We start from the raw sequence: 21,555 nt of genomic DNA on the forward strand, positions 1-21,555 counted from the left end.
ACCCAGGATCTGACCCCGTGAAGGTGATCGCCAGCTCGCTCCGAAAGGGCAACGTCGTCGAGAAGGACGGCCGCCTCTACGTGATCCTCTCCGCCGAGAACATCCATCCCGGCAAGGGCACCCCGGTGACGCAGCTCGACATGCGCCGCATCACCGACGGCGTGAAGGTCTCGGAGCGCTACCGCACCACCGAGCAGGTCGAGCGCGCCTTCGTGGAGGACCGGGAGCACACCTTCCTGTACTCGGACGGCGAGGGCTTCCACTTCATGAACCCCGAATCCTACGAGCAGGTGGCGGTGCCCGAGGACGTGATCGGCGACCAGGCCGCCTACCTCCAGGAGGGCATGGCGGTGATGCTCTCGCTGCACAACGGCGTGCCGCTCGCCATCGAACTGCCCCAGCGCGTGACGCTGGAGATCACCGATACCGAGCCGGTGACGAAGGGCCAGACCGCCTCCTCCTCCTACAAGCCCGCCACGCTCTCGAACGGCGTGCGCACCCTGGTGCCGCCCCACATCACCACCGGCACCCGCGTCGTCATCATGACGGCGGACGGCTCCTACGTGGAGCGGGCGAAGGACTGATCCGGCGGCGCTCCGGCGCCGCGACGCTCAGCCGGGCTTGGCCCGGCTGAAGCAATCCTGCGAGGCCGCGACGGCGCGCTCGCGCGCCTCGGCCGTCAGCGCGCCCCGCTCGACCGCCGGCCACAGCCCCTCCGCGCGCAGGCGCCCGAGCAGGCAGCGGGCGGCCGCCCGGCAGGCCCCCGCCTCGCCTCCCGCCGTCGCGCAGCTCTCCCGGTACTCGCGCAGGAAGGCCCCCTCGCCGGCCCGCGGATGCGGCCCCGTCATCGCCGCGACTCCGGCCGCGAGGCCGAACAGCACGGGCTGGTGCACGAGGTACACCGCGAGGCTGTGCCGCCCCGCCGCCGCGAGGAACCGCCCGGCCCGGCCGGGCAATTCCCGGGCGGCGCGCCGCGTCAGGCCGAGCCGCGCGAGGCCGATCCCGGCGAGCACGAAGCCGATCCAGGGAAACAGCGGCACGTAGTCGTTCGTGGCCGGCACCGTGCGGCCGAGCCCGAGGAACAGCAGCGCCGGAGCGTCGAGGAGACCCGCATCCGCCCCGCTCCACGCGGCGAGCGCCGGCGCCGCGAAGGCCGCCGCCGCACCCGCCCCGACGAGCGGGCGGGGTGCCCGCAGCGCCGGGAGCGCCAGCACGCTCGACAGCGCGATGCAGTGCAGGATGCCGAAGAAGATCCAGGAATCCGGGAAGGCGATCCGGGTCGCGAGCGAGATGGCGGCGGCGGCCGCGGCGATGCGGGCGAGCCGGGCCAGGAAGGGACGCGGCCGGAATCCCTTGCCCTGCGCCAGGACGAGGCCGATGCCCACGAGGGTGAGGAAGCTCCCGGCGATCGCGTGCGCGCAGACGCGGCCGGGCGGCGTCAGGGCGTAGTTCTCGGGCGTCAGCCGCAGGAAGCCGAGATCCCAGGTCAGGTGGTAGAGCGCCATCGCGGCCAGCGCCGCGCCGCGCGCGGCGTCGATGCCCGGAAGGCGAGTCGCGCCGGTCGGGGCGGCGGGAGCGAGGGGGCGGCGCAACCGCGCGGGCAGCGGCATCGGGCAGCGGATCCGAGGAGGGCGCCGACGCTGATAGCGCTGCACGGACGATCCGTCGAACCCTGCGACAGAATCGCGCGGTGTCCGCCCGCGCGCCGCGCTCCGGCCGCCGGTGCTGCACAGTGCGGCGGCGGATTGCCTCTCGGGCATGCGGACCGGGCACGCGCGACGGTCGTCGCGCCGGATTTCGCGCGGACTAGGCCGCGGGAAGCGAGGAAACGGGCTTTCCCGGGGTCATGACTTTGTTAAGCTCCTCCGGGAATCGCACTGCGCGATTCGGTGTTGGGTTGCTTACCATGTCGGACGAAGTCGGTTCAGGCCCGCTCGGCCCGCTGCCGGGGAGTACGTTCGAGACCGGCGCGCGCCGCGCGGCGGCAGGATCCGACGCGGAGACCGAACGACCTCTCGACCTCGTCGAGGTCAGCGGCCGGATCAAGTGGTTCGACGTCGCCAAGGGCTTCGGCTTCATCGTCCCGGACGACGGCTCACCGGACGTGCTGCTGCATGTGACCTGCCTGCGGCGCGACGGCCACCAGAGCGCGAGCGAGGGCGCCCGCATCGTCGTCGAGGCGGTGCAGCGGGCCCGCGGCTGGCAGGCCTTCCGGGTGATCTCCCTCGATCAGTCGACCGCACTCCACCCGGCCGAACTGCCGATGCCGCGCACCCACGTCACCGTGGTGCCGACCAGCGCGCTGGAGAGCGCGGTGGTGAAGTGGTTCAACCGCCTGCGCGGCTTCGGCTTCCTCAGCCGCGGCGAGGGCACGCCCGACATCTTCGTTCACATGGAGACCCTGCGCCGCTACGGCATCGCGGAGCTGAAGCCCGGCGAGCGGGTGATGGTGCGCTACGGCGACGGATCGAAGGGGCTGATGGCCGCCGAGGTGCGGCTGGCGGATGGCGCCCTGCCGGCCTCGCACTAGCTTGTCCCGCATGTCGATTCGCTCCGCGCAGCAGGGCGCCGCGGCGGCGCTCGCCGTCCTGGTCCTGGCACTCGCCCTCCTCGCCCGCCCGGCCCTCGCCGAGGGGCCGACCGAGCCCCTGACCATCGCCTCCCGCTCCGGCCGCCACGCCTTCAAGGTCGAGGTGATGCGCGACGAGGCCGGGCGCGCCCAGGGGCTGATGTACCGCCGCACCATGGCGCCCGACCGCGGCATGCTGTTCGACTTCGCGCAGGTGGCTCCGGTCTCCATGTGGATGAAGAACACCTACCTGCCCCTCGACATGCTGTTCATCCGCGCCGACGGCACGGTCGCGCGCATCGCCGCCGACACCGAGCCGCTCTCGACGCGCACGATCTCGTCGGGCGAGCCGGTGCTCGCGGTGCTCGAACTCAACGCCGGCACCGCCGCCAAGCTCGGCATCCGGGCGGGGGACAAGGTGGAGCACCCGGTGTTCAGGGGGCGGTAGCGGCTCCCAGGCCCCGGCTTGGTCTCCGTCGGCCGTGGACGTCCTTCCGATCGCGAGCGCACATGACGTCGCCGCGGTCGCGCCCGAGCCCCCGACGCGCGATCCGTGCGACCGGCTGCTGTTCGCCGCTTGTCAGTGCGAGGATCTGCGGCTTGCGACCGTCGATCGCATCCTCGTCAGCCATCCTCTCGCGGTGAAGGTCTGATCGCGACGCGGCTTACCGCAGCAATCCCGAAAGCCCGCGCAGATACGCCTCCGGCAGCCCGGCCTCGCGCCCCGCCGCGATCACGCCCTGCAGGTAGCCCGGCCGCGGCGTGCCGCCCTGGCTGCGCCCGAGATAGACCAGCGCGCGGCGCACCCCCTCGGGCGTTGCCACCGGCTGCTGTGCCTTCACGTAGAGCCCGCCCGCCACGCCCTCGTAGCGGTCGAGCGCCGGCACGTCGGACAGGGCGAGGTCCCAGACCAGCCCCCACACGGTGGCGGCGGGATCGCGCACCACCGAGGCGTAGCCCTCGCGCATGATCACGAACCGGTGGCGGTAGAGACGCCCGACACCCCGCACCGTCGAGGCCGGGCAGCGCCGGGCCATCGCGGCCCGGTCCATGTTGGAGCCGTACGCGAAGTAGAGCGGCACGGCGTCAGGCGAATTCGAGGATCACCGCATCCACCGCGAGGCTGTCGCCCTCCTTGGCCTGGATGGTCTGCACCGTGCCGTCGCGCTCGGCGCGCAGCACGTTCTCCATCTTCATCGCCTCGACGATGGCGAGGGGCTCGCCCGCCTTCACCTCCTGGCCGGCGCTCACCATGATGCTCTTCACGAGGCCCGGCATCGGGCAGAGCAGCTGCTTGCCCGAGCCGCCCGCCTCCTTGACCGGCATCAGCGCGGCGAGATCGGCCTCGCGCCGGGTGTAGACCCGCGCCTCAGCGGCCGCGCCCGCGTGCTGCAGGAACACGCCGTTGAGCAGCCCGCGCACCTGGATCGCCGCCCGGGCGCCCCCGACGCTGCCGGTCCAGACCGGCTCGCCCGGGCGCCATGCGCTCTCGACCATCCAGGTGGTGCCGTCCGCGAAGGCGACCGCCACGCCGCCGTCGACCGTCTCGACCGTCGCCTCGAAGCGCTGCTCGCCGAGCCACACCACGCGCTCGCGCTCGAAGCGCAGGTATTTCGGGTCGCGCATCTGGCCCGAGATGCCGCGCTTGCGCTCGTTGAGCTGGTGGTCGATCGAGGCGGCCACCGCCGCCATCCGGCGCGCGACGTCGCCCGCCGGCACCGGCGCCTCGAAGCCACCCGGGAATTCCTCCGCGATGAAGCCGGTGGAGAGGCGCCCCTCCTGCCAGCGCGGATGCGCCATCAGGGCGGCGAGGAACGGGATGTTGTGGCGGATGCCGTCGATCGCGAAGGCGTCGAGTGCCTCGGCCTGCGCGGTGATCGCCTCGGCGCGGGTCGGCGCCCAGGTCACCAGCTTGGCGATCATCGGATCGTAGTGGATGGCGATCTCGCTCCCCTCCTCCACGCCCGTGTCGTTGCGCACGGTCGCGCCGCCCCGCGCGCCCTCGGCCGGCGGGCGATAGGTGGTGAGGCGCCCGATCGAGGGCAGGAAGTTGCGGGTCGGGTCCTCGGCGTAGACCCGGCTTTCGACCGCCCAGCCGTCGAGCCTCACGTCGTCCTGGGAGAGCGGTAGCGTCTCGCCGGCCGCCACCCGGATCATCAGCTCGACGAGGTCGAGGCCGGTGATCATCTCGGTGACCGGGTGTTCGACCTGCAGCCGCGTGTTCATCTCCAGGAAGTAGAAGGACTTGTCCTGGCCGGCGACGAACTCGACGGTGCCGGCGGAATCGTAGTTCACCGCCTTGGCGAGCGCGACCGCCTGCTCGCCCATCCGGCGGCGGGTCTCCGCATCGAGGAGCGGGGACGGGGCCTCCTCGATGACCTTCTGGTTGCGGCGCTGGATCGAGCATTCGCGCTCGCCGAGATAGATCACGTTGCCGTGCTTGTCGCCGATGACCTGGATCTCGATGTGGCGCGGGTCGGTGATGAACTTTTCCACGAAGACCCGGTCGTCGCCGAAGGACGAGGCGGCCTCCGAACGGGCGCGGGCGAAGCCCTCCGCCACCTCGCCGGCCGAGTGGGCGATGCGCATGCCCTTGCCGCCGCCGCCGGCCGAGGCCTTGATCATCACCGGGTAGCCGATCTCGTCGGCGATCGTCACCGCGTGCTCCGGCGACTCGATCACGCCGAGGAAGCCCGGCACGGTCGAGACCTTGGCCGCCGAGGCGGCCTTCTTCGACTCGATCTTGTCGCCCATCGCCGCGATGGCGCCGGGGTTCGGGCCGATGAACACGATGCCGGCCTCCGCCAGCGCCTTGGGGAAGGCCTCGCGCTCGGACAGGAAGCCGTAGCCCGGATGCACCGCCTGGGCGCCCGTCGCCTTGCAGGCCGCGATGATCTTCTCGATCACCAGATAGGACTGGGCGGCCGGCGCCGGGCCGATAGGGACGGCCTCATCGGCCATCGCCACGTGGACGGCGTCGCGATCCGCGTCGGAGTAGACCGCCACCGTCTTGATCCCCATCCGGCGCGCCGTCTTGATGATGCGGCAGGCGATCTCGCCCCGGTTTGCGATCAGGATCTTCTCGAACATCGGATGCCGCGCCCACTCTCCGCACCGGGACGGCCGCGGGCGCCAGCGGGCGCGCCGCCGGCTTTCCGGGTCCGGTCCGGTTCAAAAACTCAAGCTTCGACCCCGTTAAAGCACATGCGCGCGGTTGGGCAAGCTGACGAACGGGTGGGGCGCGGTGATTTCGGCCCGGGCGCGGCCCTAGCGTCAACCGGCGCCGCAGCGGGGCGCCCGCTAGCCGCGCGGGCGGAGCCCGGGGCTGCTGCGTGCCGTCAGGCCGCGAGGCGGCGAGTGACGGCGGGGATGCAGGCGCTGCCGCCGAGCGCGCAGGCCAGCAGCAGCTCGTGGCTCGACTGCGCCTCGCGGATCACCTCGCGGGCGATCCGGGTCCCGAGCGGGGTCGGGCCGCCGCCGACGCTCAGCGAGCCGGCGAGCCAACGGGCGATCTCCGCGTCGATGTGGCCGGTCGGCCGTTCGCCCCATACCGCGAAGTCGACCAGCACGGCGGTGAGGACGTCCCCGAAGGCGGGGTCGGCGCCGCGCACCGCCCGGTCGAGGCCGATCAGCATGTCGGCCTCGTCGCGGCAGGCCAGCCCTTCGGGCAGGATCTCGCGGATCAGCTCGTTCACGTCGTCGCGGGTGATCGTGCCCTTGGCGACCATACGGTTGCAGAAGTCTTGCAGCGAAGCCTGGATCATCTGTCGTGCCTCCCCGGCTTTTTTGGTGCCGGTGCTTGTCCCTGTGTGAGGACGACTATGCGAGGCGATGATCCTGCCGGCGGTTAACGGCGGAGTCTGAATCGGCGTTCAGGTTAAGCTTGAGCAAGGAGGCAGCGTTGCGAAACGGTTTCAGCGCACGATGACCTTCGCGTCGACGGGCACGCGGTTGAACAGGTCGACCACGTCGATGTTGCGCATGCGGATGCAGCCGGAGGAGGCCGCCTGCCCGATCCGCTCCGGCTCGTTGGTGCCGTGGATGCGGTAGAGCGTGTCGCGGTTGCCGTCCGCAAGGTAGAGCGCCCGCGCACCCAGCGGGTTCGCGGGGCCGCCCTTCATCGGGTGCACGTGCGGCCAGCGCCGGACCATCTCGGGCGGGGGATTCCAGTCCGGCCACGCCGCCTTGCGGAAGACCCGCGCGGTGCCGGTCCAGCCATAGGCCTCGTCGCCTACCGTGACGCCGTAGCGGACCGCCTTGCGCTCGGGCAGCACGTAGTAGAGCTGGCGCTCCTTGGTCTGGACCACGATGGTGCCGGGCGCCTCGCCGGTCGGATCGTCGATCAGGTAACGGGCGAAGCGCGGGTCGGCCTCCGCATCCGGCACCATCGCCATCCAGGCGGCGTCCTGCGCGGACAGGGCCGGATCCGGCAGGGACTTGTAGCTGCAGCCCGCGAGCACGAGGGCGGCCGCGAGCACGATCAAGGGGCGACGCATCGACGTGTTTCCGCTGGGAGCCCGAGTTGAATCGACTCGTGGTTGACCAAGTCCTAACGTGTAGAGCTTGGCCGTAGCGCTGCGAAGACGTGGGCAGACGGGTCCGGATCGAAAGCACGCACGTGTTGCGTCCGTGTCAGCCTCCTGCCACCGTGTCGCACGATCACGGGAGGCCGGCCCCGCGCCGGGTCAAGGACCGCGCATGACGACGCTGTATCTCTGCCACCCCGCATCCCTCGATCATGCGATGCCCGCCGGCCATCCCGAGCGGCCCGACCGCATCCGCGCCATCGAGCGGGCGCTGGAGGACGAGCGCTTCTCCCCGCTCGTGCGCGAGCAGGCGCCGCGGGCGGACCTCGCAGCGGCGGCGCTCGTTCATCCGCAGGCCTTCGTGGACGCGATCGCCGAGGCCGCGCCGCGCGAGGGCATGGTGGCGATCGACGGGGACACGGTGATGTCCCCCGGCACCCTGGAGGCGGTGCTGCGCGCGGTCGGCGGGGCCATGCACGCGGTCGACGAGGTGATGAGCGGGCGCGTCGCCAACGCCTTCTCGGCCATGCGCCCGCCCGGCCACCACGCCGAGCGCACCCGGGCGATGGGCTTCTGCCTGTTCAACAGCGCGGCGATCGCGGCGCGCCACGCGCAGAAGGCGCACGGCGCCGAGCGCGTCGCCCTCGTCGACTGGGACGTGCACCACGGCAACGGCTCGCAGGACATCTTCTGGGACGACCGCAGCGTCCTGTACTGCTCCACCCACCAGATGCCGCTCTATCCCGGCACCGGCGCGACCTCGGAGCGGGGCGAGCACGACACCATCGTCAACGTGCCCCTGCGCCCCGGCGACGACGGCGAGCGCTTCCGCGAGGCCTTCGAGCACGGCGTCCTGCCGCGGATCGACGCCTTCGCGCCGGACCTGATCCTGATCTCGGCGGGCTTCGATGCCCATTGGCGCGACCCGCTCGCCAACCTCCAGCTCACGGAAGCCGATTTCGGCTGGGCGACGCGCCGCTTGATGGACCTGGCCGACCGGCATGCGGGCGGGCGCGTCGTCTCCGTGCTGGAGGGCGGCTACGACCTCGACGGTCTGGCGCGCTCGGTCGTCGCCCATGTCGAGGCGCTGATGGGGCGGTGACCCCGGCCGCGCGGCCACCGGTGAGAAGATCGGGATTCGACCGAGGAATCCCGCGGCCGTCCGGCTGCTCGGCGCGGATCCGGTATTGCAGCAATGTGCGGCGTCCCGGCGGGTCGCTCTGTGGAAGGCGAAGCTCACCGGCAGTGCCGCCTCGAAGGGCTTCGGCCGGAACCACGAGGGGGCCGGGCTGGTCTCCTGAGGTCGGAGGGATGGATCGAGATGAGCGGCACACGTATGGTCCTTCGCCGGACCGAACCGCACGGCACGCCCGCCGACTCCGCGACGAGCCGGATCGAGGCCGACCCGAACATCGCGCTGCTCGACCGGTCATCCGCCTCGGCCCTGCTGGTGGAGGGCAAGGCGCGCTCCATCCGGCAGGCGGTCAAGGAGCTGACGGGTTGGGTCGCCGTCCCGGTCATCGGCTACGCGCGGCCCGATCTGCGTCCCCGCATCCGCCGGAAGCCGGAAGCGGCGGAGTGAATCCGGGGCGCCGGCCGGCCGCCGGGCCGGGTCAGGCCGCGAGCCCGAGGAGCCCCATCAGGACGAGCGGGATGGCGGCGCCGGCCAGCACCGTCTGGGCCGCCGTGATCCCGGCCATCAGGGGAGCGTCGCCGCCGAGCTGGCGGGCCAGGATGTAGGACGAGGAGGCGGTCGGCAGCGCCTGGAACAGCAGCGCCGTCGCGGCGGCCGGACCGTGCAGATCGAGCGCGCGGCAGGCCAGCAGGGTCGCGAGCGGCATGAGCACGAACTTCGCCGCCGAGGCCACGGCGACCGGGCGCGCCCAGCGGCGCGCCGCGCCGAACTCAAGGGCCGCCCCCACGCAGAGCAGGCCGAGCGGCAGCGAGGCTTGGCCGAGGGCCTTGAGCATCGGTTCGAGCCCCGGCGGCAGCCCGAGCCCGGCGGCCTGAAGGCCGATGCCGATCGCGCAGGCGACCAGCAGGGGATTGAGCGCGAGCTGGCGCAGCACCGCGCGCCCGGTGAGCCGGCCTCCGGCCCCGAAGCGCGCGAAGACCAGCACGCAGAGCACGTTGACGGTCGGCACGATGGCCGCGTTGGCGACCGCCGCGAGCGCGATGCCCTGCGCCCCGAACAGCCCGGCCGCCGCCGAGACGCCGACGTAGTTGTTGAAGCGCACGCCGCCCTGGAACACGGAGGTGAAGGCGGCCCCGTCGAAGCCGAGATGCGGGCGGGCCGCCAGCAGGATCGCTGCCACCGCGAGGGTGGAGACCACCAGAACGCCTGCGAGGGCGGCCACCGGAACCCCGTCGAGCCGCGCCGTGCCGAGCCCGTGGATGAACAGGGCCGGCAGGAGCACGTAATAGCCGAGCCGCTCGGCCTGCGGCCAGAACGCCTCCGACACGAAGGCCGCCCGGCGCAGGAGCGCGCCGAGGCCGATCAGGAGGGCGATCGGTACGAGCGCGAGGAGGATGGGGCCGATCACGCCGCGCGTCCCCGTGCCCGTCCGGCCCGGAGGCCCGTACGGCGCGGCCGCGCTGTCGCGGCCGGAGCGGCGGTCCGGACGGCCGGGTTCGGCGCCATGGTGGATCAGTCCCTTGCGTCGAGCGCGACCATACGGGCGATCGCGCCGGGGGCGAAGCCGGGGCGACGCACGGTCACCTCTGCGCCGCCGGCATGGTCCGGCGCCCGTCCGTTCAGCCGGTCGACGGCGCCGACGGGGCGAGCCTCGTCCCGGCGCGGGCGGCGGCGTGCGCCGGCAGCAGGTGCTCCGGACCCCGCGTGGCCTGCGCCGCCGGATCGAAGATCCGCACCGTATTGCGCCCCGCGGCCTTGGCGGCATAGAGCGCCGCGTCCGCCTCGGCGAAGAGATCGGGCGCCGGGCCGCCCGACCGCCGCACCAGCGTCGCGCCCATCGAGGCGCCGACGCGCAGGCAGCGGCCGGACCAGGCCAGCGGCCGCGCGAGCGCGCGGGAGGCCCGCGCGAGCCGCTCGGCGACCTGCGCCGGACCGAGCGAGGCGGGCAAGAGCACGGCGAATTCGTCGCCGCCGAGCCGGGCGATCAGGACGGCATCCTCGAAGGTGCGCGCCAGCCGCCGGGCCACCTCGCGCAGGCAGGCATCGCCGGCGGCATGCCCGAGCCCGTCGTTGATCGCCTTGAAGTGGTCGAGATCGACGAGGACGAGGGCGGAGGCGCCGATGACGCCGGAGGCCAGCTCGCGGGAGCGGGCCTCGAACACGCCGCGATTGGCCAAGCCGGTGAGCGGGTCGTGCTCCGCCCGCGCGCGCAGCCGCGCCCAGGCCGCGCGCTCGGCGGTCACGTCCTGCTTGTAGCCGAACAGGCGCACGGCCCGGCCCTGCTCGCAGGCGATGTCGGCGGCGATCCGGATCCAGCGGCACTCGCCCCGCGGGGTGCGGATCTCGGCATCGAGGGTGAAGCCCTGCCCGGTGCGCAGGGCCGCCGCCCGCATCGCCTCCATCTCGCGGCGCGACTCGTCGGCGTAGAGATCGACGATCGCGCCGCGCCGCAGGGGCGCGCCGACGGGCAGCCCGAACAGGTCGTAGACGCCGTCCGTCCAGATCAGCCGCTCGTCTGCGAGATCGCATTCCCAGGCGCCCATCCGGGCGAGGCGGAAGGCCTGCTCGTGCAGGCGCTTGTGGAGCCCGAGCGGGGCGTGCGTGCCGAGCGGGTCCGGACCCCTGTCCATCGCGTGTCCAGCCTGTGCGCAGTGTCCGGGCCAGTCTGCCGCAGGCGCCTTAACCCGGGGTTGCCGCCGGGGAACGCGGCATCCCCTCCCCCTCCAGCGGCTCGTCGCCCACAAGCTCGATCCCGAAGCCCGACAGGCCGACATAGGAGCGCGAGGCGGTGGCGAGGTTGCGGATCGAGACCACGCCGAGGTCGCGCAGGATCTGGGCGCCGAGGCCGATCTCGCGCCACTGGCGCACCCGGGCGGCCTCGGCGCCGTCGCCCTGTTCGTCCGGGAAGGTGGTGAGGGGCACGCCCGCGGTGCCGTCGCGCAGGTAGACCAGCACGCCGCGGCCGGCCTCGGCGAAGCGGCGCATCACGCAGCCGATCGCGTGCCCGCCCTCGATCACGTCCGCCACCACGTTGGAGCGGTGCAGGCGCACCAGCACGTCGCGTCCGTCGCCGATGCGGCCGTGCACGAAGGCGAATTGCTGCATCGGCTCGAACGGCGTCGTGTAGGCGTAGCCGGTCAGGTCTCCCCACTCGGTCCTCACCGGGAAGGTGCCGACGCGCTCGACGAGCTTCTCGCGGGCCTGCCGGTAGGCGATGAGGTCGGCGACCGAGATCTGGCGCAGCCCGTGGGTCTGCGCGAAGGCGGCGATCTGCGGCCCCTTCATCACCGTGCCGTCGTCGTTGGCGAGTTCGCAGATCACCCCCACGGGCGGCAGCTTGGCGAGCCGGCAGAGGTCGACGGCCGCCTCCGTGTGCCCGGAGCGCATCAGCACGCCGCCGTCGCGGGCGATGAGCGGGAAGACGTGGCCCGGCCGCACGAAATCCGCCGCCCCCATGTTGCCGTTGGCGAGCGCCCGCACGGTGTTGCAGCGCTGCTCGGCCGAGATGCCGGTGGTGAGCCCGTGCTTGACGTCCACCGTGACCGTGAAGGCGGTGCCGAGCGGCGCGTCGTTGGAGGCCACCATCGGTTCGAGCCGCAGGCGCCGCGCCTCCGCGGCCGTCACCGGCGCGCAGACGATGCCGCAGGTGTTGCGGATGATGAAGGCCATCTTCTCCGGCGTGCAGAGGGAGGCCGCGACGACGAGGTCGCCCTCGTTCTCGCGGTCGTCGTCATCCGTGACGACGACGATCTCGCCGCGGGCGAAGGCCTCGATGGTCTCGACGACGGAAGCGTGGGGCACGGACATCTCCTGCCGCGGGGGCGAAAGGCCCAGGAAGTCGTTCGGAGTCACGGCGCCGCCCGTCTCGCGGGCGACGAGCGCCGCGGTCTCGCGGGTCAGCCAGGGGGCGGGGTTGTTGCACAGGCCCGTCACCGCCGCGGGCGACAGGCCGCAGCGCCGCGCGAAGTCGAGGCGGGACACGCCCTGCCGCCGGAGCCAGTCGCCGAGTTTCACCGCGCCGTCATAGACCCGGAGCGATTTCGGCGAAACCGAAATCTGACGGCGTTTCAGCCGGGCTGAAACGCCGCATTGCTGCCGACCTGCGCGCGATGGCGCAGGTAGTGGTCGGCGAGCACGCAGGCCATCATCGCCTCACCCACCGGCACCGCCCGGATGCCGACGCAGGGGTCGTGGCGGCCCTTCGTCACCACGTCGGTGGCGCGGTTGTCGCGGGTGACGCTGGCGCGGGGGGTGAGGATGGAGGAGGTCGGCTTCACGGCGAAGCGGCAGACCACCGGCTGGCCGCTGGAGATGCCCCCCAGGATGCCGCCCGCGTGGTTGGCGAGGAAGTGCGGAGCGCCGGCATTGCCGGGGCGCATCTCGTCGGCGTTCTCCTCCCCGCGCAGGGCGGCCGCCGCGAAGCCGTCGCCGATCTCCACGCCCTTCACGGCGTTGATCGACATCATGGCGCTCGCGAGGTCCGCGTCGAGCTTGCCGTAGATCGGCGCGCCGAGGCCCGCCGGCACGCCCTCGGCCACCACCTCGATCACGGCGCCGAGCGACGAGCCCTGCTTGCGCACGGCATCGAGGATCCCGGCCCACTCGGCGGCGGCCACCGGGTCGGGGCAGAAGAACGGGTTGCGGCCGACCTCGTCCCAGTCGAAGCGGGCGCGGTCGATCCGGTGGGGGCCGAGCTGCACCAGGGCGCCCCGGATGGTGATGCCGGGCAGGACCTTGCGGGCGATGGCGCCCGCCGCCACCCGGGCTGCGGTCTCGCGGGCGGAGGAGCGTCCGCCGCCCCGGTAGTCGCGGATGCCGTACTTGGCCTCGTAGGTGAAGTCGGCATGGCCGGGCCGGTAGCTGTCGCGGATCTCCGAATAATCCTTCGAGCGCTGGTCGACGTTCTCGATCATCAGCGCGATCGGCGTGCCGGTGGTGAGCTGGCGCCCGCCGGTGCGGTCGTCCGAGAAGACGCCCGAGAGGATGCGCACCGCGTCGGGCTCCTGGCGCTGCGTGGTGAAGCGCGACTGGCCCGGCCGGCGCCGGTCCAGCTCGGCCTGGATCTCGGCGGCCTCCAGCGGGATCAGCGGCGGGCAGCCGTCGACCACGCAGCCGAGGGCCGGGCCGTGGCTCTCGCCGAAGGTGGTGACGCGGAAGAGATGGCCGAAGCTGTTGTGCGACATGGCCGCACCGCTCTAGCGCGGGACGCGGCCGGGCACAAACCGCGCGCCCACCCGCCTCAGGCGGCGAATTTCAGCCCCATGATGCCCGCCACGATGAGCCCGATGCAGAGGAGGCGCAGGAGCGTCGCCGGCTCGCCGAGCAGCACGATGCCGAGGATCGCCGTGCCCACCGTGCCGATCCCGGTCCAGACCGCGTAGCCGGTGCCGACCGGCAGGGTCTTCAGGGCGAGGCCGAGCAGCCAGAGGCTGACGACCATGCTCGCCACGGTCAGCAGCGAGGGCACGAGGCGGGTGAAGCCCTCGGTGTACTTGAGGCCGATCGCCCAGCCGACCTCAAGCAAGCCGGCGACGAAGAGGTAGAGCCAAGCCATGTGGGGGACCCCCTGGAAAGGCAGGGCCGTCCCCGCGTTCGGTTCGCCGGCCGGGTCGTCCCGGCCCCATTGAGATAGTGCGCGGGCGCACGCGGCCAAGCACGCAGCCAAGCACGCGGCCAAGGCCGCCAGGCCGGATCGCGCCCCGCGCGCGTGCCGCCGCGCACCGATCCGGGCGGCGGCCCGGGGCATGGTCGCGTCATCGCCGGCGCGGTCCGGCGATCTCCCTCCCCCGCGGTGCTCCCCGCACCCACCCTGAGGATCCGCCGATGTCTTTCCCCGCCTTCCGCCCCTCCCTCCGCAAGACCGCCCTCATGGCCGCCTCGGCCGCCGTGCTCGGCGCAGGCCTCACCGCCTCGACCGCCGCCTCGGCCGGTCCCTACTGCAAGTTCCATCCCTGCGGCGTGCCCGGCTGGGGCGTCGGTGCGGCGGTGGCCGGCGGCCTCGCGCTCGGCGCGCTGGCGACCGCGGCGCATGCGGCCCCGCGCCCGGTGGTGGCGGAGGATTGCTACTGGGCGCGCCGCCGCGTCGTCGACGCCTACGGCGAGGTCTTCGTCGAGCGGGTCCGCGTCTGCGAGTGAGCGGGACCTCCCGCCCCGCCGCCGGACCGGCGTCCGTGACGGAGGCTCAGCCGCGCGGGAAGTCGAGGCCCATCTCCCGGTAGCGCTCCGGGTCGTCGGCCCAGTTCTCGCGCACCTTCACGTAGAGAAACAGGTGCACCGGCGCGTCCGCCGCCTCGGCGATGTCGACCCGCGCCGCCTGCCCGATCGCCTTGATGGTCTGGCCGCCCTTACCGAGCACGATCTTCCGCTGACTCTCGCGCTCGACGAAGATCGTCTGCTCGATGCGCACCGACCCGTCCGGCCGCACCTGCCACTGGTCGGTCTCGACGGTCGAGGAATAGGGCAGTTCCTCGTGCAGCCGGTCGTAGATCTTCTCGCGGGTGATCTCGGCCGCAAGCAGGCGCAGCGGCGCGTCCGAGACCTGATCCTCCGGGTAGAGCCAGGGCCCGGGCGGCATCAGGCCGGCGAGCACGCGCCGCAGATCGGGCACGCCGTCGCCGGTGAGCGCCGAGATCATGAAGGTGTGGTCGAAGGGCAGCCGCGCGTTCAGCGACGCGGCGAGGTCGAGCAGGCGCTCGCGGGCGATCACGTCGATCTTGTTGAGCACCAGGATCTTGGGCCGGCGCAGGTCGGGCAGCTTGCCCAGCACCGCCTCCACCTCCTCGTCCACGCCCTTGCGGGCATCGACCAGCAGGCAGACCGCGTCCGCATCCGCCGCCCCGCTCCAGGCCGAGGTCACCATCGCCCGGTCGAGCCGGCGCTTGGGCGCGAAGATGCCGGGCGTGTCCACGAACACGATCTGCGCCGATCCCTCGATGGCGATGCCGCGCACCAGCGCCCGGGTCGTCTGCACCTTGCGCGAGACGATCGAGACCTTGGAGCCGACGAGGCTGTTGAGAAGGGTCGACTTGCCGGCATTCGGCACCCCGATCAGGGCGGCGAAGCCCGCGCGGGTCTCAGGCGTATCCTCGGCCATCTCTCATCCGGCGCCCGCGGCGCCCTCCTCCTGCCGCCACACCCCCTCGCGCACGAGGATCAGGCGCGCGGCCTCCTGCTCGGCGAGGCGCTTCGAGCCGCCGATGCCGAGCCCCGGCGCGACGCCCGACACGCGCGCCTCGATGTGGAAGATCGGGGCGTGGTCGGGCCCGGCGCGCTCCACCACCGCGTAGGTCGGGGTCGGCAGGCCGAGCCCCTGCGCCCATTCCTGCAACGCGGATTTCGGGTCGCGGGTCCGCGTGCCCTCGGTCTCGTTCCCGGCCGCGAAGGCGCGGTCGATCACCGCCTTGGCGGCCTCGTAGCCGGCATCGAGGAAGACCGCGCCGAGGATCGCCTCGCAGACGTCGGCCAGGATGGCGGCGTTGCGCCGCCCGCCCCCGTGCACCTCGCCGCTGCCGAGCTTGAGGTGCGGGCCGACGTCCCAGGCGCCCGCCACCGCCGCGCAGCTCTCGCGGCGCACGAGGCCGGACAGGCGCCGCGACAGGTCGCCCTCGTCGGCGCCGGGGAGCGCCGCGAACAGCCCGTCCGCGACCGCCAGCCCGAGCACGCGGTCGCCGAGGAATTCGAGGCGCTGGTAGCTTTCGAGCCCGCTCCCCGCGCTGACATGGGTGAGCGCCCGCTGCAGCAGGCCGGCATCGCGGAAGGAATGGCCGATCCGCTCCTGGAGGGCCGCGAGGTCGGGCCGCTCGCGGCGGCGCTTGGCGCGCGCGGTCGCGGCCTTCCCGTCCGCGGGCGCGGGCGGCTCGGTCGCGTCGGCGGCCCCCACGGCCGGCCTCAGTGGATCGGGTTGAACAGGCGGTTCCAGCGCACCGTCCAGGGCCAGTTCCAGATCTGCCACGCGGAGGCGCCCTCGTCGATCGAGAAGAAGATCACCTCGGCCCGCCCGACGAAGTTGTCGAAGGGAACGTAGCCGACGCTGCCGAGGTCGCGCGAATCCGTCGAATTGTCGCGGTTGTCGCCCATCATGAAGAAGTGGTTGGGCGGCACCGTGTAGACCTGGGTGTTGTCCCACATGCCGCGGTCGCCGTCGCGCTCGATGATGCGGTGGGAGACGCCGCCCGGCAGGGTCTCGACGTATTGCGGCACCTGGATCGGCTGGCCGAAGGCGTCGGTGGTGGCGTAGTCGGCGATCTGCTCGCGCTTCACCGCCTTGCCGTTGATGGTCAGCGTACCGTTGATCATCTGGATCCGGTCGCCCGGCAGACCGATCACCCGCTTGATGTAGTCGGTGGCGTTGTCCTTGGGCAGCTTGAACACCGCGATGTCGCCGCGCTTCGGCTCCGCGCTCCAGATCCGGCCCTTGGCCTCGAAGGGCAGGTACTCGCTCAAGGGAAGCGAGTACTTGGAATAGCCGTAGGAGTACTTCGAGACGAAGAGATAGTCGCCGATCAGCAGGGTCGGCACCAGCGAGCCCGACGGGATGTTGAAGGGCTGGAACAGCAGCGTGCGCACGACGAGCGCGATCAGCAGCGCCTGGAGGCCGACCTTCACGGTCTCCTTGATCGACTCCCACAGGCCGGCCTCCTTGGCCGGCTTGAGGTCCTGGTTCGTGCGCGCGCGTTCCATTGCGTTACGTCTCCGGCGGTCCGTGATCTCGCCTGGGTTCCGTCACCTTGGACCAGTCACCTGGGCGACCGCCGGGACGCGGGCCAGCCATCCGCGGTGCGGGGGGTCTAGACCAACGTCGGCGCGCCCGCAACGGAGGCCGGCGCGAGGACGGGCGCGCCTCATTCCGGAACGGCCTCGATCACCACGAAGGCCTGGGCGAGCGGCGGGTCGTCCGTGAGCGAGACGTGGACGTTGGCGCGGTGGCCGGCGGGGATCAGGTCGGCGAGGCGCGCGGCGGCCCCGCCGGTGAGCCGCAGGGTCGGGCGGCCGCCGGGCAGGTTGACCACCTCCATGTCGCGCCAGAAGACGCCGCGCGCCAGCCCGGTGCCCAGCGCCTTGGCGCAGGCCTCCTTGGCGGCGAAGCGGCGGGCGTAGGACGGCGCCCGGGCGGCCCGGCGGTCGCTGCGCGCCCGCTCCCCCGCGGTGAACACCCGGTGGGTGAAGCGGTCGCCGAACCGCTCCAGGGAGCGGGCGATCCGGCGGATGTCGCAGAGGTCCGAGCCGATGCCGACAATCATGCGGCCGCCTCGGCCCGGGCCGCGTCCATCGCCGCGCGCATCGCCCGCACGGCCTCGCCGAAGCCGACGAACACCGCCTCCGCCACGATGGCGTGGCCGATGTTCAGCTCGCGGATCTGCGGCACGGCCGCCACCGGGCCGACGCTGTCGAGGGTGAGGCCGTGGCCCGCATGGACCTCGAGCCCGAGCGCGCTGCCGTGGGCCGCCGCGCGGGCGATGCGGGCAAGTTCGCGCCGCGCCTCCTCGGTCTCGCCCGCCGCCACCGCCTCGCAGTAGCGGCCGGTATGCAGTTCGACCACCGGCGCGCCGAGCTGCCGGGCCGCGTCCATGATGTGCACGTCCGGCTCGACGAAGAGCGAGACCCGGATGCCGGCCTCGCCCAGGCGCGCGACCGCCGGCCCGACCGTCTCGCGGGCGCCGACGATGTCGAGGCCGCCCTCGGTGGTGCGCTCCTCGCGCCGCTCGGGCACGAGGCAGGCGGCGTGGGGCTTCAGGCGCACCGCGATGGCGATCATCTCGTCGGTGGTCGCCATCTCCAGGTTCAGCGGGCGGTCGATCTCCGCCTTGAGGCGCTCGACGTCGACGTCGCGGATGTGGCGGCGGTCCTCGCGCAGATGGGCGGTGATGCCGTCGGCCCCCGCCGCCACGGCCGCGTGGGCCGCGCGCAGGGGATCCGGCATCACGCCGCCCCGGGCGTTCCGGAGCGTGGCGATGTGGTCGATGTTGACGCCGAGGCGGAGGGATGACGCGGGCATCGGTAGGGCACTCCCGGGGCTGCCGCGCGATGTAGCGGACGCCGCCCCGCGAAACCAGCGGACGAGTGGGCAATGCCCGACTCCGCCCGGAGGGCGGCCGGTGCGCGCGGCGAAATCCCGCTCTTGCGCCTGGACAGGCCCCCGGGGTGCCCGCACTCTGAGGCGCGGGCCGCCCGCCGGCCCTCCCCGAGCGACGACCCGATGCGGGCCGGCCCCCGCCGGTCCGGGAGACGAGTGACGATGCCTGTTCGACGGCCCACCCGCGGCGCCCCCGATCCCCGGCGCGCCCTGCGGGCCTGCTCCCACAACTTCGCCGCCTTCCTCCGGCATCCGGGAGCAGGGCGCCCTGCCCCGGAACTCCTGGTGGAACCCGCGCGGACGGCCGCGGTTGGCGGAGCGACCGGCGTGACCTTGCGACGAGAGGCGGACGTGCTGAGGACCCTGCGGACAGTCATCGCTGCGCTCGCGACCCTGTCGGCCGTGGCCGCGGCGGCGCAGGACACGACGGCACCGCCCGTCGCCCCGCCCCAGGAGGCGAAGCCGCCCGAGGCCGCGCCCCCGGCGGCCCAGCCCGCGCCGACCCCGCCGCCTGCCGCCCAGGTACCCCCCGCCCAGGCGCCCTCCGGTCAGGCACCCTCCCCGCCGCCGGCCGGCCAGGCACTCCCGGCGGCGCAGTCTGCGCAGCCCCCCGCCGCGCCGCCCGCGGCCCAGCCCGCGACGCCGCCCAAGGCCCCCGGCACCCCCGCCACCGTCCTCGACACCCAGGATTACGACGGCGTGCTCGGCAAGCCGGTGCGCAGCGCGGCCGGCGAGGACATGGGGCGCATCATCGACATCGTGGTCGACAAGGAGGGCCGGCCGCGGGCCGCGATCATCGATTTCGGCGGCTTCCTCGGCGTCGGCTCGCGCAAGATCGCGGTCGACTGGCGGGCGCTGCACTTCTCGGCCGACAACAAGCCCGGCCGGGCCGTCCTCCAGCTCACCCGAAACCAAGTGCGGGTTTCGCCCGAATACAAGCCCGGCGATCCGATCGTGGTCCTGGGACCGGCCTCGCCGGCGCCCGACCCCGAACAGGCCGCCGCGCGCAACCCGCCGGACAAATGACGCCTGCCCGCCAGACGCAACGACGGCCCCCGAGCCATCGCGAGGCGTCCCGCTACGATCCGCGCGGCGAGGTGCTGCGCGACCAAGCCCGGCCGGCCCCCGCCGCGGTCCAGCCGGCGCGGCTGCGCGAGAAGCCGGCGCCCTCGGCGACCAGCAGCCGCGGCCTCGACGCCTTCACGTTCTTCGTCGCCAACCTGCAGACCGGCTTCGGCCCCTTCCTGGCGGTCCATTTCACCTCCCACAGCTGGACGCAGGCGGATATCGGCCTCGTGCTCACCATCGGCGGGCTGTTCAGCCTGCTCGGCCAAGTGCCGGGCGGCGCCTTCGTCGACTGGGTGCGCTCGAAGCGGTTCGTGGCCGCGCTGTCGGTCGCGATCATCGGGGCGAGCGCCGCCGGCCTCGCCCTGTGGCCGACCTTCCTGATCGTCGCCGTGGCGATGGCGGCCCACTCGCTGGCGAGCTGCACGCTCACCCCGGCCATCGCGGCGATCAGCCTCGGTCTCGTCGGTCACGACCGGCTGGGCGAGCGGCTCGGCCGCAACGCGCGCTTCTCGTCGATCGGCAACGCGCTCGCGGCCGCCGGCATGGGGGCCTGCGGCTACTACCTGTCGAACGCCGCCGTGTTCTACGTGACGGCCGCCCTCGTCCTGCCGACGCTCGCCGCGCTCTGGTTCGTGCGCGCGAGCGAGATCGACGTGGTGCGCCCGCAGGCGCGCGAGGGCGGCGCCTCCCCGCCCGGCGGCTGGGCGAGCCTGCGGCTCGTCCTCACCAACCGGGCGCTGCTCTGCTTCTCGTTCTGCATCCTGCTGTTCTACGTCGCCAACGCGGCGATGCTGCCGCTCGTGGGCAGCGTGCTGACGATGCGCACGAGCCAGACCGCGACGATCCTGATCGCCGCCTGCATCATGGCCCCGCAGGTGGTACTGGCGCTGATCGCCCCGGCGGTGGGCCGGGCGGCGCAGACCTACGGCCGCCGTCCCCTGCTCCTCCTCGGCTTCGCCGCCCTGCCGCTGCGCGGCCTGCTGTTCGCCTTCACGGACGAGCCGGAACTGCTCGTGGTCATCCAGATCCTCGACGGCATCTCGGCGGCGGTGATCGGCGTGATGGTGCCGCTGGTGGTGGCCGACGCCACGCGCGGGACCGGCCGCTTCAACCTCGCGCTCGGGGCGGTGGGCACGGCAATGGGCATCGGGGCGGCGGTCTCGACCACCCTGTCGGGCTACATGGCCGACCGATTCGGCACCCACGCCGCCTTTCTGGGGCTCGCGGCCGTTGCGGGTTTCGCATTCCTGGCCCTCGTGCTGCTCATGCCGGAGACGCGCCGTGCGCGTGGGCGCTGAGCGCCGCCGCCGTCGGCGCGGGCCGTTGCACCGCACGCGTCCGCCGCATCGCGGCACGTCCGCTCAACTCCCGTTCATGTGGGACGCGTATAAAGCGGGCGACCGACGTCTTTTGCCTGCAACATAAGGCGACGCTTGCGCGTTGCGAGTTCGGGCGGGTCCTGCCCGCCGACCGGCGAGCAACCGCACGCGAAGAACCGGGATCGATCAGCACGATGGACGACCTCTGCGCGTACGCTCACCGGCCGTGGGCCTTCGTCGCCCGCTACATCCGCCGCCGCGCGGTTCCGCATGCCGCGATCATCGTGGCGGTGCTGGGGGCCGTGGCCTGTTCGGTCAGCACGCAGTACGGCCTCAAGGGGGTCGTTGACGCGCTGGGCAAGGGGCCGCAGAGCGGCGAGATCTGGACCGCTCTGACGATCCTGGTCGTCTTCATCGCCGCCGACAACATGCTCTGGCGCGTGGCGAGCCTGATCGCCAGCTTCACCTTCGTGTCGGTGACAGGCGACATCCGGCGTGACCTGTTCAAGCACCTCACCGGGCACTCGCCCTCCTATTTCGCCGACCGGCAGCCGGGCACGCTGGCGAGCCGCATCACGGCGACCTCGAACGCGATCTTCACCGCCGAGAACATGTTCGTCTGGAACGTGATGCCGCCCTGCGCGGCGGCGTTCGGGGCGATCCTGTACGTCGGCGCCGTGAGCATCCCGATGGCGCTCGGCCTGCTGGTGATCTGCGGCGGGGTGGTTGTGCTGATGTTCCGCATCGCCGCCGCCGGCAAGCCGCTCCACCACGACTTCGCCGAGAAGGCGGCTTCCGTGGACGGCGAGATGGTCGACCTCGTCAGCAACATGCCGCTGGTGCGCGCCTTCTCGGCCTTCAAGCGC

At 73.0% G+C, this 21,555-nt stretch carries 24 protein-coding genes; 9 read left to right on the plus strand and 15 right to left on the minus strand.

Annotated features, from left to right (window positions below; all coding sequences use genetic code 11):
- Window positions 1-17 precede the first annotated feature (17 nt).
- Complete coding sequence (gene efp / locus MFF61_RS03900) at window positions 18-584, plus strand: elongation factor P (protein ID WP_238233811.1); 567 nt, start codon at window positions 18-20, stop codon at window positions 582-584.
- Between the two features lie 27 nt (window positions 585-611).
- On the opposite strand, the gene MFF61_RS03905 is transcribed toward efp, so the two are convergent.
- Window positions 612-1,610, minus strand: a complete 999-nt coding sequence (locus MFF61_RS03905; RefSeq protein ID WP_238233812.1) for an acetyltransferase domain-containing protein — start codon at window positions 1,608-1,610, stop codon at window positions 612-614.
- Window positions 1,611-1,906: 296 nt separating this feature from the next.
- On the opposite strand from MFF61_RS03905, the gene MFF61_RS03910 reads away from it, so the two are divergent.
- Window positions 1,907-2,530, plus strand: a complete 624-nt coding sequence (locus MFF61_RS03910) for a cold-shock protein (RefSeq protein WP_238233813.1) — start codon at window positions 1,907-1,909, stop codon at window positions 2,528-2,530.
- 10 nt (window positions 2,531-2,540) lie between these two features.
- Window positions 2,541-3,017, plus strand: coding sequence for a DUF192 domain-containing protein (locus MFF61_RS03915; RefSeq protein ID WP_238233814.1), 477 nt, complete (start codon window positions 2,541-2,543; stop codon window positions 3,015-3,017).
- Between the two features lie 217 nt (window positions 3,018-3,234).
- Here the strand turns inward: MFF61_RS03915 and MFF61_RS03920 are convergent, their stop codons facing one another.
- From MFF61_RS03920 to MFF61_RS03935, 4 genes are all read right to left on the minus strand, one after another.
- The gene (locus tag MFF61_RS03920) at window positions 3,235-3,651 is read right to left on the minus strand and encodes a gamma-glutamylcyclotransferase family protein (RefSeq protein ID WP_238233815.1); all 417 of its coding nucleotides are present in this window, start codon (window positions 3,649-3,651) and stop codon (window positions 3,235-3,237) included.
- Between the two features lie 4 nt (window positions 3,652-3,655).
- Entirely contained in the window at window positions 3,656-5,659 is a 2,004-nt protein-coding gene (locus MFF61_RS03925) for an acetyl-CoA carboxylase biotin carboxylase subunit (RefSeq protein ID WP_238233816.1), read from the minus strand.
- 248 nt (window positions 5,660-5,907) lie between these two features.
- Window positions 5,908-6,333 (minus strand): hypothetical protein, encoded by a 426-nt coding sequence (locus MFF61_RS03930; RefSeq protein WP_238233817.1) that lies wholly within the window; start codon window positions 6,331-6,333, stop codon window positions 5,908-5,910.
- 150 nt (window positions 6,334-6,483) lie between these two features.
- The gene (locus MFF61_RS03935) at window positions 6,484-7,065 is read right to left on the minus strand and encodes a L,D-transpeptidase (protein WP_238233818.1); all 582 of its coding nucleotides are present in this window, start codon (window positions 7,063-7,065) and stop codon (window positions 6,484-6,486) included.
- 202 nt (window positions 7,066-7,267) lie between these two features.
- On the opposite strand from MFF61_RS03935, the gene MFF61_RS03940 reads away from it, so the two are divergent.
- Complete coding sequence (locus MFF61_RS03940) at window positions 7,268-8,197, plus strand: histone deacetylase family protein (RefSeq protein ID WP_238233819.1); 930 nt, start codon at window positions 7,268-7,270, stop codon at window positions 8,195-8,197.
- A 219-nt stretch (window positions 8,198-8,416) separates the two neighbouring features.
- On the plus strand, window positions 8,417-8,677 hold the full coding sequence (locus MFF61_RS03945; RefSeq protein WP_238233820.1) for a hypothetical protein: 261 nt from the start codon (window positions 8,417-8,419) through the stop codon (window positions 8,675-8,677).
- Window positions 8,678-8,708: 31 nt separating this feature from the next.
- On the opposite strand, the gene MFF61_RS03950 is transcribed toward MFF61_RS03945, so the two are convergent.
- The 5 genes from MFF61_RS03950 to sugE form a co-directional block, all read right to left on the minus strand.
- A complete protein-coding gene (locus MFF61_RS03950) occupies window positions 8,709-9,638 on the minus strand; it encodes an AEC family transporter (protein ID WP_238233821.1) in 930 nt (309 codons plus the stop codon).
- 211 nt (window positions 9,639-9,849) lie between these two features.
- A complete protein-coding gene (locus MFF61_RS03955) occupies window positions 9,850-10,860 on the minus strand; it encodes a sensor domain-containing diguanylate cyclase (RefSeq protein ID WP_238233822.1) in 1,011 nt (336 codons plus the stop codon).
- Between the two features lie 49 nt (window positions 10,861-10,909).
- Window positions 10,910-12,244: a 3,4-dihydroxy-2-butanone-4-phosphate synthase gene (gene ribB, locus MFF61_RS03960; RefSeq protein ID WP_373324561.1), complete on the minus strand. Its 1,335-nt coding sequence runs from the start codon at window positions 12,242-12,244 to the stop codon at window positions 10,910-10,912.
- Window positions 12,245-12,297: 53 nt separating this feature from the next.
- Window positions 12,298-13,413 (minus strand): chorismate synthase, encoded by a 1,116-nt coding sequence (gene aroC, locus MFF61_RS03965; protein WP_238233823.1) that lies wholly within the window; start codon window positions 13,411-13,413, stop codon window positions 12,298-12,300.
- A 56-nt stretch (window positions 13,414-13,469) separates the two neighbouring features.
- The gene (gene sugE / locus MFF61_RS03970; RefSeq protein WP_238233824.1) at window positions 13,470-13,784 is read right to left on the minus strand and encodes a quaternary ammonium compound efflux SMR transporter SugE; all 315 of its coding nucleotides are present in this window, start codon (window positions 13,782-13,784) and stop codon (window positions 13,470-13,472) included.
- 269 nt (window positions 13,785-14,053) lie between these two features.
- Between sugE and MFF61_RS03975 the strand changes: the two genes are divergently transcribed.
- A complete protein-coding gene (locus MFF61_RS03975) occupies window positions 14,054-14,365 on the plus strand; it encodes a hypothetical protein (protein WP_238233825.1) in 312 nt (103 codons plus the stop codon).
- A 46-nt stretch (window positions 14,366-14,411) separates the two neighbouring features.
- On the opposite strand, the gene era is transcribed toward MFF61_RS03975, so the two are convergent.
- From era to MFF61_RS04000, 5 genes are all read right to left on the minus strand, one after another.
- Entirely contained in the window at window positions 14,412-15,323 is a 912-nt protein-coding gene (gene era, locus MFF61_RS03980; protein WP_238233826.1) for a GTPase Era, read from the minus strand.
- Between the two features lie 3 nt (window positions 15,324-15,326).
- Window positions 15,327-16,109, minus strand: a complete 783-nt coding sequence (gene rnc / locus MFF61_RS03985) for a ribonuclease III (protein ID WP_238233827.1) — start codon at window positions 16,107-16,109, stop codon at window positions 15,327-15,329.
- Window positions 16,110-16,117: 8 nt separating this feature from the next.
- Window positions 16,118-16,909, minus strand: a complete 792-nt coding sequence (gene lepB, locus MFF61_RS03990) for a signal peptidase I (RefSeq protein WP_238233828.1) — start codon at window positions 16,907-16,909, stop codon at window positions 16,118-16,120.
- Window positions 16,910-17,070: 161 nt separating this feature from the next.
- Complete coding sequence (gene acpS / locus MFF61_RS03995) at window positions 17,071-17,469, minus strand: holo-ACP synthase (RefSeq protein ID WP_238233829.1); 399 nt, start codon at window positions 17,467-17,469, stop codon at window positions 17,071-17,073.
- Window positions 17,466-18,224 (minus strand): pyridoxine 5'-phosphate synthase, encoded by a 759-nt coding sequence (locus MFF61_RS04000; RefSeq protein ID WP_238233830.1) that lies wholly within the window; start codon window positions 18,222-18,224, stop codon window positions 17,466-17,468. Before MFF61_RS04000 ends, acpS begins: the two co-directional genes overlap by 4 nt.
- A gap of 405 nt (window positions 18,225-18,629) precedes the next feature.
- On the opposite strand from MFF61_RS04000, the gene MFF61_RS04005 reads away from it, so the two are divergent.
- From MFF61_RS04005 to MFF61_RS04015, 3 genes are all read left to right on the plus strand, one after another.
- Complete coding sequence (locus tag MFF61_RS04005) at window positions 18,630-19,328, plus strand: PRC-barrel domain-containing protein (protein WP_238233831.1); 699 nt, start codon at window positions 18,630-18,632, stop codon at window positions 19,326-19,328.
- Window positions 19,325-20,668: an MFS transporter gene (locus MFF61_RS04010; protein ID WP_238233832.1), complete on the plus strand. Its 1,344-nt coding sequence runs from the start codon at window positions 19,325-19,327 to the stop codon at window positions 20,666-20,668. Before MFF61_RS04005 ends, MFF61_RS04010 begins: the two co-directional genes overlap by 4 nt.
- A 215-nt stretch (window positions 20,669-20,883) precedes the next feature.
- A partial coding sequence (locus MFF61_RS04015) for an ABC transporter transmembrane domain-containing protein (protein ID WP_238233833.1) occupies window positions 20,884-21,555 on the plus strand: 672 nt, incomplete at its 3' end.

It is taken from the genome of Methylobacterium isbiliense (genome assembly GCF_022179325.1).
GTDB classification, from domain to species: domain Bacteria; phylum Pseudomonadota; class Alphaproteobacteria; order Rhizobiales; family Beijerinckiaceae; genus Methylobacterium; species Methylobacterium isbiliense.